Consider the following 10,466-nt stretch of genomic DNA (forward strand, 5'->3'; position numbering starts at 1 on the left):
TTCTAACCATAGTATCATACCTCATCTTTTTAAGTTCCTTTCCTTAATGGTATCACACTCTATAATCAAAAAAGTGCATAAGCTGACAACAATCTTGTCAACTTACACACTTTATTTTACATTCCCCTAACTAAAAATTAAATATTAAAAAGACCATCAATCTAGATGGTCTTTTTAATATTTATAATTATTTCCCATTCATTAACAATCCATGTTGAGCACAATATATATAAAATTTACCTCGTTCAAATTTCCCGATAAGTCTTGGGAATCTTACTGTTGAACTTTGTTCTGGATACAACTTTATTAATAGAACTCTGTCATAGGTAACATAAGCAGCAAATGATATATAATGCTCTTTAGACATTTCATGGTCAATAGTAATGTAATAGTCATTTTCCACTTCTTCTATATTTATTTTATGATTTTCATCTATTATACTTGGAATAGCAGCTTTTAGTTTTCTGCCACAACAAGATATTTCTCCTTCGCCAGTTGTGCTTATTATATTGCCACAGTTAGGGCAAACGTAAAATTTAATTCTTTTCATATTTCCTCCATCTACATCATTGGGATTTAAATCTCCTAATAATATTTTTTCTATATTAATATCAAATATTTTTGATAGATCTGTAAGTATTGATACATCAGGACAGCCTAGGCCTCGTTCCCATTTTGAAACAGTTTTATCACTGATATTTAATAAGTCAGCTACTTGTTTTTGAGTCATGCTTTTTTCTTTTCTAAGTTTTAATATTAGGCTTCCTACTTTTTCACAGTTCATATCTATCACCTCCACTTATATAAGGATAAACTCTAAGCTTAATATTTTCAATCAACTTTCCGTAGAGTTATTATTTTATTTAATATATTTAACAAATTTCCATATAAATAAAGGTGAAGTAAAAAAAAAATTGTGTTATAGTTATGAATAGAACAAATAGATTATTGATGTAGCACAACTTTAGGGGGTCTTAATTATGAATAATAAAAAAGTCTTAAATTGGATGTCTAAGTTAATATATATTATTTATTTAGGTTCCATAATTAATTTTGTTTTTACAAATCAAGTAGAAAATACATTGTACGCTTTGGCAAGTTTAGCAGGAACAATTATATTGATTTACTTAAATAAGAATTTTGATAAGCTCTTTGATACTACGTTAATTATAAATTTAGTCCTATTTGTTTTATTTGCAGGTCTTTTAGGATCATCTTTTGGATTTTATGCTTCTATAAAAAATTATGATGATTTTTTGCATATATGGTCAGGCTTAATTTCTTGCAGTGTTGCATATGTGTTGTTTAATTATTTTGGAAATATAGAAGTAAATAGTACTAAAAGAAAAATATTTTTTGTCATATTTATGTTTATGTTTAGTATGGGTGGTGCTAGTCTTTGGGAACTTATGGAATTTTCAGTAGATAAATTTTTAGGAATGGACTGTCAGGCAGGAGGCCTAGTTGATACTATGATAGATACATTTGATTGTTTAATTGGAACTATTATAATGATACCTTATTATGTAAAACAATTGCCTAAATTATAGGATATAAACATCTAAGAAAATGCAAGTAAATTATAAATAAATATATATGAATGTTAGGGGGAATTTAAATGAATTATGTTATTGTAGGAAAAGTAGTACCAAGTGTTGAAGTAAGTTTATCAAGAGGCGAGTCCATGTTTACACAAAGTGGAGGTATGTTTTACCAAACTGAAGGAATAAAAATGGAAACAAATACAAAAGGTGGATTACTAAAAGGTATAGGAAGAATGTTTGCTGGTGAATCAATGTTTATGGCAACATATACTGCAATGCAAGATGCTAAAATATCTTTTGCCTCAACTGTACCAGGAAGTGTAATACCTATAAATGTAAGTGAAGGCCGCTTTACTATACAAAAAGGAGCTTTCCTTGCAGCAGAGTCTTCAGTAGAATTAAAAACTATTTTTAATAAAAAGATGGGAACAGGATTCTTTGGCGGTGAAGGATTTATATTACAAGAGCTAAGAGGTAGAGGAACTGCATTTTTAGAAGTAGATGGTGATGCAATAGAAATGAATTTAGCTCCAGGAGAAGTTATAAAAATAGATACAGGAAATTTAGTAGGATTTGAAGATAGTGTTAAATATGAAGTAGAATTTGTAAAAGGTATTGGGAATGTATTATTTGGTGGTGAAGGTTTATTTTTAACTAAGCTTACAGGTCCAGGTAAGGTAGTTCTTCAAACAATGAATATGAATGAGTTTGCTTTAAGGGTAGGATCATATATTCCAACAAGTTCAAATTAGCAAAATAATAAGTTTTATAATAATTGGGTATATGCAAAGTATACCCAATTATTTATTTTGGATAAATTGAACTATAATGTTATGGATGAAAAGCAACAATATTGTTTATTATAGTTACTATTTCTTCAGGTGATTCATTTAAGTCATTTTCTAACCATGTTTGAACGACAGAAAAAACTCCACCAGCGTTATATTTTATAAAGTAGTCTAAAAACACATCGTCAACCTTGGAAGAACTTATAAGTTTGTCAATTTCGGCTTTTCTTGCCAGTAGAAAAATACGATCCATAAGATTATTTTCTATATGATGACAAAATAATATTTTGCACAATTCTTTATTTTCTTTAATAAGTTTAAGAGCATTAAGCAATAGAACATCTTTATAGTCTTCAAGTGGGGTTTCTTCTATATATTCTGAAATTTGATTAAAGAATTCATCTTCCATGGATTGTAATAAATCATAAGCATCTTTATAATGGGTGTAAAAAGTACCTCGGTTAATGTTAGCATTTTTACATATATCTGTAACTGTAATCTGATGAATTTTTTTGCTTTCAAGTAAATCAAGTAAACTATCTTTAATTATTTTCTTGGTATATAAAATTCTTCTATTTCCTTTAATACCAGCCATATACATAATCCTTTCTTTAAGTAGGTTGCTACCGGAAGTTTAATTGATCAACATAAGACTTAAAATGGCAGCGGATTTTTATAATTACAATTTTAAGTTACAAGTTATTAAATGAACAAAAAAAGATTAAATGTCTATTTAATAACAATATGATAGCATGTGATTATTGTAAGTAGTTTATATATTATTTATACTTATGTATTATAGCATTAACCAAACAGAGTGTCTATTTGATAACATTGAGCAGATAAAACGAAATGATGGGGTGAAGAAATGTCATATATACAAATAATAGATGAATATAAGCGTTACAAAATTGGAGAAAATACTGTAGTTGCTAATAATGGTATTAATTTTTCTATTGAAGAAGGAGAGTTTGTAATTATTTTAGGACCAAGTGGTGCTGGAAAAACAACTGTGTTGAATATTCTTGGAGGAATGGATACTTGTGATGAAGGAAACATAATTATTGATAATGTTGATATCTCAAAGTTTAGTAATAAAGAGCTAATAAATTACAGAAGATATGATGTAGGATTTGTATTTCAGTTTTATAACTTAGTTCAAAATTTAACGGCTAGAGAAAACGTAGAGTTAGCAACTCAAATTTCAAAGAATGCTTTAGACGTAGATAAAACTTTAGAGATTGTTGGCCTTGGTCATAGAAAAGATAACTTTCCAAGTCAATTATCAGGAGGGGAGCAGCAAAGGGTTTCAATAGCTAGGGCAATAGCCAAAAATCCAAAGCTACTTCTGTGTGATGAACCAACTGGAGCACTTGATTATAAAACAGGTAAACAAATTTTAAAAACTTTACAAGATACATGCAAAGAAATGGGAACAACTGTAATAGTTATAACTCACAACGCAGCGCTTGCACCAATAGCCAATAGAGTTATTAACATTAAAGATGCAAAGGTTCAAAATGTACAAATAAATGAAAATCCTATTTCTGTGGAATCTATTGAATGGTAGAGGATGATAGATGAAAAATAGAGCATATAAAACATCAATAAAAAGAGAGATACTATCATCAAAAGGAAGGTTTATTTCTATAATGGCAATAATTTTTCTAGGTGTTGCTTTTTATGCTGGAATAAAATCTTGTGGTCCAGATTTAAAAGAATCCATCAATGAATATTTTGCAAAACAAAATTTAATGGATAGTAAGGTAGTATCTACTCTTGGACTTAAGGAAAATGATTTAAAACTACTAAAAAGTAATGATAAAATTCTTGATTATTATGCAAGTCATAGTGTAGATGTGAATTTAAGTAATACAAATCATGTAGTTAAATTTATGGAGTATGATGAAAGTAGCTCTGACAAAATGAATACACCAGTTGTTACAAAAGGAAGACTACCACAAAAAAGTGGTGAAATTGCAATAGATGTAAATGCATTGAAAATAGATAAAAACCTAAAAATAGGTGATAAATATGATATAAAATCAGACAAGGATACAGAGAATTATTTTAAAAAGAAAACTTTTAAAATTGTTGGATTTGTCCAAAGTCCCATGTATATAGATAATATGTCTAGAGGAACAACTACTGTAGGAAAGGGAAGCATAGATTATTTTACACTTATAAATAGATCTGATTTTTCTATGGATGCTTACAGTGAATTTTATGTGAAATTTAAAAATACAGAAAATTTTGGAGCTTATGATGATATTTATAAAGATATAATGGAAGAAAACAATAAATATCTTGAAAATTTATATTCACATAGAGCGGTAGAAAGAATTGAAGAAATTAAGTCAGAGGCGCAAAATGAATTTGATAAAGCATATAAAAAAATAGAAAAAAATGAAAATAAGCTTAAAGATGCTCAGAAAAAAATAGACAATGGTAAAATGCAACTTTTAGATGGTAAAGTAGAATATGAGAAAGCTTTAGCAAAGTATCAAAAAGAAATAAAAGATAATGAAAAATTATTAAAATATAGTGAATCTGAATTAAAAAAAGGTCAAATAGAGCTTGATAAGAAAAAGGAAACTTTAGCCCAGGGTGAAAAACAGCTTGAAAGTGGTAAGACTCAGTTAGATGAGTCAAAGCAAGTATTCTTAAATCAAGGGATTGACCCTACAAAAGACACAAAAGAATATGAAAATCAAATATCAGGTTTGAATACTTTGATTTCTACATATGATGCACTATCTAAAGATATAAAAGAAAGTATAAAGAACTTAAATGAAAATAATGAAATTCCAATGGAAAAAATTCAATATTGGAAAATCATTATATCTAATCCTAATTTAGGATTAAACAAATTAAGTGATTTAGTAAATGCATTAGAAAAAGACCCATCAAATATCTCTTTAGCACTAAGGCTTTCGCAAAGTATTGAAAGTGCGAGTAAAAGTGCAAGTAAAAATAAATCAAAGCTGGAAACTTTGATTAGTGGAATAACTCAGTATCAATCAGGCGTGAAAACATACAAAAAAGAAAACGCCAAAATTACTGAAGGAAAGGCATTACTAAATCAAGCTCAAAGCAAACTAGATAAAGGAAAAGAAGATTTAGTAAAGGGTAAGAATTCACTTGAAGAAGGTAAAAAGCAAGGTCAAGAAAAATTTAACAAAGCACAAAAAGAAATTCTTAACTCTGAGAAAAAACTGCTTGATGGAGAAAAAGAAATAAAAGCAAATAAAGAAAAACTAGTAGAGGCTAGAGAGGAGATAGATAATCAAAGAGAAAAATTAAATAGGCTTGATGATAGTAAATATTATTTTTTTAATAGAAATGATAACCCAGGCTACTCCACATACAAAGGATCAATTGATAGCTTAGATAAAATAGCATCAGTATTTCCTGTATTTTTCTTCTTAGTAGCAGCGCTAATATGCTTAACTACTATGACAAGAATGGTAGAAGAAAATAGAATAGAAATAGGAACTTTAAAAGCACTAGGTTATAGAGATTTAGAAATAGCTAGAAAATATATAGTTTATGCTTTTATTGCTAGTATTGCAGGTGCAATAGCTGGTATATTAGCAGGAAGTAGTGCATTACCATTAATAGTTAATATAGCTTATTCATCTAACTTTACACTACCTAAAGTTATAATAAATTTCTATCCATCTTATATAATGCAATCTTTAGTAGCATCACTACTTTGCACAGTGGGAGCATCAGTTATTGTTTTAAAAGAAGAATTAAAAGATAATCCTTCTAATTTAATGAGAACAAAAGCGCCAAAACTAGGTAAAAAAATATTATTAGAAAGAATTAAGCCTATATGGAGAAGACTTAACTTTAATCAAAAGGTAACTTTTAGGAATCTTTTTAGATATAAACGAAGAATGTTTATGACTGTGTTTGGAATATCAGGATGTATGGCCATGCTTGTGGCAGGTATATCTCTTGAAAAATCAAATTCATCTTTATCAGATTTACAATTTGGAAAACTAATAAAATACGATGCAATGGTTGTATTTGATGATAATAGTACAAAAAAAGAAAATGAAGAATATAATAAATCTTTAATAAATCTAGAAAATTATGAAGAGGATTTGAATATTTATCAAGAATCAGTTACTTTTAGTAAAGATAATATGAGCAAACAAAGTGCCATGATGTATGTACCTGAAAACACAGATAAATTAAATAATTTTATCCTATTAAATGATAGATCTAGTGGTACAGAGTATAAACTAAGTAATGATGGGGCTATTATAAATGAAAAGTTGGCAAAGCTTTTAAATGTGTCTATTGGAGATTATATAAATTTAACAGATTCAAATAATAATGACCAAAAGATAAAAGTAGAGAATATAATAGAAAATTACACTGGTCATTATATTTATTTATCACCATCATATTACAAGAATATATTTAAAAAAGATGTGTCATATAATGCACAGTTATTAAAATTTAATTCTAAAACTTATGATGAAAATAAATTATTATCAACACTTATGGACAATAGTGAAGTTGTAAATGTCACTCTTACATCTAAAATGAAAAGTATGAGTGAAGCAGCAGATTTAGGCTTAGTTATGATAGTTATAATAGCTGCTTCAGGAAGTTTAGCCTTTTTAGTATTATACAACTTAATAAATATAAATGTATCAGAGCGTATTAGAGAAATATCTACAATAAAAGTATTAGGTTTCTATGATAATGAAGTTGATATGTATATATTTAGAGAAAATATAATACTAACAGTACTTGGTATACTTGCAGGTTCTGTTTTAGGAAAACTATTATATGTATTTTTAGTAAGCACAGCAGAAATGGATAATATGATGATGATACCAACGGTAGATATTAGTAGTTATATTATATCAGGAGTGATTACAATGGTTTTTGCTTTGCTTGTTATGTTAATGATGCATAAAAAATTAAAAAATATAAACATGATCGATGCACTAAAATCTGTAGAATAAGATTAGAAATAAGGTAGGGACTTTCAACTGCCTTATTTTTATGTTATAAATTATTATAAAGATAAATGAAAAAATAATTTTATATTTGGTAGAATTAATGTTTAGAAGAGGTATGTTTAGTAAGTTGTTTTTATTACTAAGTGTGGTAATTTTTAGTGTGACTTCTTCTATAGTAGCATTTTTTAAAAAAAAGTATAAACTAATAGTATTAGACTTTGTTATATGTATAGTATGTTTTGTGATTTTTAATATATTGATTAATTTATAAAAGGAATGTAGTTACCTAAGATAGCTACATTTTTTTAGGTATATTAGCTATTTTGGATTAAAAAAGTAAGAGTTTAAATAATATTATATAAAACAAATAAACTATATCATAGATTATATTATATAATATTATTTATAAACAACTAATATGTTGTGTGTTGTTTAAATTTAATAAAGATTTAGATTTACACCAAGGAGTGTCGATAGGGGGAGGTATTATGAAATTAAGTATAATAGGAGTTCCAACTTATTATGGATGTGACAATAATGGAACACAACATTCACCACAAAAACTAAGAAATGCAAATGTTATTGATTTAATAAAAGATAACGGGGAAATAGAAGTTGTAGATCTTGGAGATATTGATGTAAAAGAAGTGTTGGAATCAGATAAGTTTAAAAATGAAAAAAATATTAAATATTTTGAAAGTATATATGATTTAAATTTAAAATTATCTAAAGCAGTAGATAAATCAATGGATAGCAGTGATTTTACATTAATATTAGGGGGAGATCATGGAATAGGACTTGGAAGTATAACAGGTGCTAGTAAACATTCAAAAAACTTAGGCGTTGTGTGGATTGATGCTCATGGGGACTTTAACACATCAGCAACATCACCAAGTAAGAACTATCACGGAATGCCATTAGCTTGCTTATGTGGCCATGGAGATTCTAGATTAGTTAATTTATATTATGATGGTATTAAAATAAATGAAGAAAACGTATTCCATATTGGAGGAAGAGATATAGATAAGGGAGAACAAGACTTATTAGACAATTCCAAAGTAAACCTTTATGATAAAAAAGTAATAGATAAAATAGGGTTAGAAAATGTGGTTAATGATATAATAAAAAAATGTAGAAAACAAAATATTGACGGTATTCATATAAGTTTAGATATAGACTTTATGGATAAATTTATAGTAGAAGGTACAGGAACAAGAGTCGAGGGAGGATATACTGTAGAGGACACTAAGTATCTTTTAAAACGTCTTATTCAAACAGGGATTGTTAAGTCAATGGACTTTGTTGAATTTAATCCAAGGCTAGATGTAAATGATAATACTTTAAAAATTTGTAAGGATTTATTAGAGTATTTCGGCCAACTTCTCTCGTGTAAAGAATTAGTTAATTGCTAAAATAAATAGAGCTGTGGTAGGTTTGTAAAAACAAATCATCCACAGCTTTTTTATTTAATAGGCTTGTGCCTCTTCTCTTGACATCCAAAAATGAATACCAGTAGTTGAATCCATCCAACGATCTTCATTAAAATTTTTCACTTCTACCCATTCACCTTTTCTGTAAATAAAATCTTCATCTACCAAAGACCATGCTTCATCAAAATTTTCTTTAAAGTCAAAACTTTTTATTGTTAAAACTTTTGCCTTGCTACATCTACATGATGGCAGTGTTGCAGAGGATCTTTTTGCATCTGAGGGAATTAGCAGTTGAACCATACAATCATTTATGCATTTTTTATATCCTAAAAATGCACCAACTTCTGGACAGCTAAGGCGGAACCATTTTGTATTTTCATTGGAATAAACTCCGTCCAATTTGGCATACTCTAGAACTGCACCATATAAATTAGCATCCTCAATGTTACATTTTCTCATATCACAATATCTAAAAGAGGCTGTTTTCATAGTTGCATTCTTAAAGTTTGCACCATGAAGAGGGCAACCGTCAAATAATACATTTTCTACAATGCTATTTTGAAAATTTACTTTATCAAGTTTAACATTTTGAAAAGAGCTTAGTGTAAAGTCTATATTACTTAGATCAAAACCAGTTAAATCCATATGCTTAAAACTATACTCTCTTAGTATTAACTGTTCAAAATCGTCTCTATGTTCAATTATTTTTTTTAGTTCTTTTAGTGTAATAATTTTCATACAATAGCACCTCTTTTGGATCAATATTTTGTAAATATATTATATTGTAGCAGAAAATTTTACTTTTAATGTATAATTTAGTCATAAAAGTAATTAAATAATTGAGAGTAAGAAGGTGATTAGGTTTAAATATACAGTAAATATTAATGAAACACAATCTTATTTAATTAAAATATCAACGTATTCACCATAAATATACCCGAATGAGTTATTATATTTTATTTTACACCAACCATTAGAAGTTATAGTGACTATATTAACTTTGTCATCTTTTTTCACTGTGCCAATTTTTTCATAGTTAGTGTTAGGTCCTTTTCTTACATAAACATCAGATAAAATTGAAGCAGTAGCTGAGTATTCTAACTCTTCAATTTCAGTAAGAATCACATATTGAGAAGAAACGTAGGCATAACTATTGTTAAATTTAATTTTATACCAATTATTAGAAGTTTTGGCAACAATACTTACTTTAGCATTTTTCTTTAAAGATCCAATCTTAGCATAAGTAGTACTAGGTCCTTTTCTCACATTAATATTGTCAGTGATAATGGCCCCTGCAAAACAAGGAGTCTCGCTAGAATCAGGTTTATTAGTTTGAATAGCTATGTATTGAGAAGAAACATAAGCATAACCACTATTAAGTTTAATTTTATACCAACCATTATCAGTTTTGGCAACAATAGTAACTTTAGTATTTTTCTTTAAAGAAGCAACCTTATCATAAGTAGTATTAGGCCCTTTTCTAGCATTAAGGTTACTATTCACAGTGCCATTAGCAGAGTAAGGAGTCTCACTAGGGTTAGGATTATTATTTGCAATAGTTATGTATTGAGAAGAAACATAAACATAACCATTATTAAGTTTAATTTTATACCAACCATTATCAGTTTTGGCAACAATAGTAACTTTAGTATTTTTCTTTAAAGAAGCAACCTTATCATAAGTAGTATTAGGCCCTTTTCTAGCATTAAGGTTACTATT

9 protein-coding genes are annotated in these 10,466 nt (G+C 27.9%); 5 read left to right on the forward strand and 4 right to left on the reverse strand.

Going from position 1 to position 10,466, the window contains the following annotated elements:
• Positions 1 to 187 precede the first annotated feature (187 nt).
• Entirely contained in the window at positions 188 to 784 is a 597-nt protein-coding gene (locus tag K0040_RS18790; RefSeq protein WP_228110256.1) for a helix-turn-helix domain-containing protein, read from the reverse strand.
• Between the two features lie 196 nt (positions 785 to 980).
• Between K0040_RS18790 and K0040_RS18795 the strand changes: the two genes are divergently transcribed.
• Positions 981 to 1,550: a DUF2238 domain-containing protein gene (locus tag K0040_RS18795; protein WP_228110257.1), complete on the forward strand. Its 570-nt coding sequence runs from the start codon at positions 981 to 983 to the stop codon at positions 1,548 to 1,550.
• 68 nt (positions 1,551 to 1,618) lie between these two features.
• Positions 1,619 to 2,296, forward strand: coding sequence for a TIGR00266 family protein (locus K0040_RS18800; protein WP_228110258.1), 678 nt, complete (start codon positions 1,619 to 1,621; stop codon positions 2,294 to 2,296).
• A 79-nt stretch (positions 2,297 to 2,375) separates the two neighbouring features.
• On the opposite strand, the gene K0040_RS18805 is transcribed toward K0040_RS18800, so the two are convergent.
• Entirely contained in the window at positions 2,376 to 2,933 is a 558-nt protein-coding gene (locus K0040_RS18805) for a TetR/AcrR family transcriptional regulator (RefSeq protein ID WP_331476371.1), read from the reverse strand.
• A 267-nt stretch (positions 2,934 to 3,200) separates the two neighbouring features.
• On the opposite strand from K0040_RS18805, the gene K0040_RS18810 reads away from it, so the two are divergent.
• From K0040_RS18810 to rocF, 3 genes are all read left to right on the forward strand, one after another.
• Positions 3,201 to 3,902, forward strand: coding sequence for an ABC transporter ATP-binding protein (locus tag K0040_RS18810; protein ID WP_228110259.1), 702 nt, complete (start codon positions 3,201 to 3,203; stop codon positions 3,900 to 3,902).
• A 10-nt stretch (positions 3,903 to 3,912) separates the two neighbouring features.
• Positions 3,913 to 7,320 carry an FtsX-like permease family protein gene (locus tag K0040_RS18815; protein WP_228110260.1) on the forward strand — a complete coding sequence of 1,136 codons (3,408 nt, stop codon included), beginning with the start codon at positions 3,913 to 3,915 and terminating at the stop codon, positions 7,318 to 7,320.
• A 485-nt stretch (positions 7,321 to 7,805) separates the two neighbouring features.
• Positions 7,806 to 8,729, forward strand: a complete 924-nt coding sequence (gene rocF / locus K0040_RS18820; RefSeq protein WP_228110261.1) for an arginase — start codon at positions 7,806 to 7,808, stop codon at positions 8,727 to 8,729.
• Positions 8,730 to 8,783: 54 nt separating this feature from the next.
• Here rocF and K0040_RS18825 read toward each other — a convergent pair whose 3' ends face one another.
• Together K0040_RS18825 and K0040_RS18830 are read right to left on the reverse strand one after the other, a co-directional pair.
• Positions 8,784 to 9,485, reverse strand: coding sequence for a pentapeptide repeat-containing protein (locus tag K0040_RS18825; protein WP_228110262.1), 702 nt, complete (start codon positions 9,483 to 9,485; stop codon positions 8,784 to 8,786).
• Between the two features lie 159 nt (positions 9,486 to 9,644).
• The coding region (locus K0040_RS18830; protein ID WP_228110263.1) for an SH3 domain-containing protein at positions 9,645 to 10,466 on the reverse strand (822 nt) is incomplete at its 5' end.

Origin of the sequence: Terrisporobacter petrolearius (genome assembly GCF_020748185.1) — a bacterium.
Taxonomy (GTDB): domain Bacteria; phylum Bacillota; class Clostridia; order Peptostreptococcales; family Peptostreptococcaceae; genus Terrisporobacter; species Terrisporobacter petrolearius.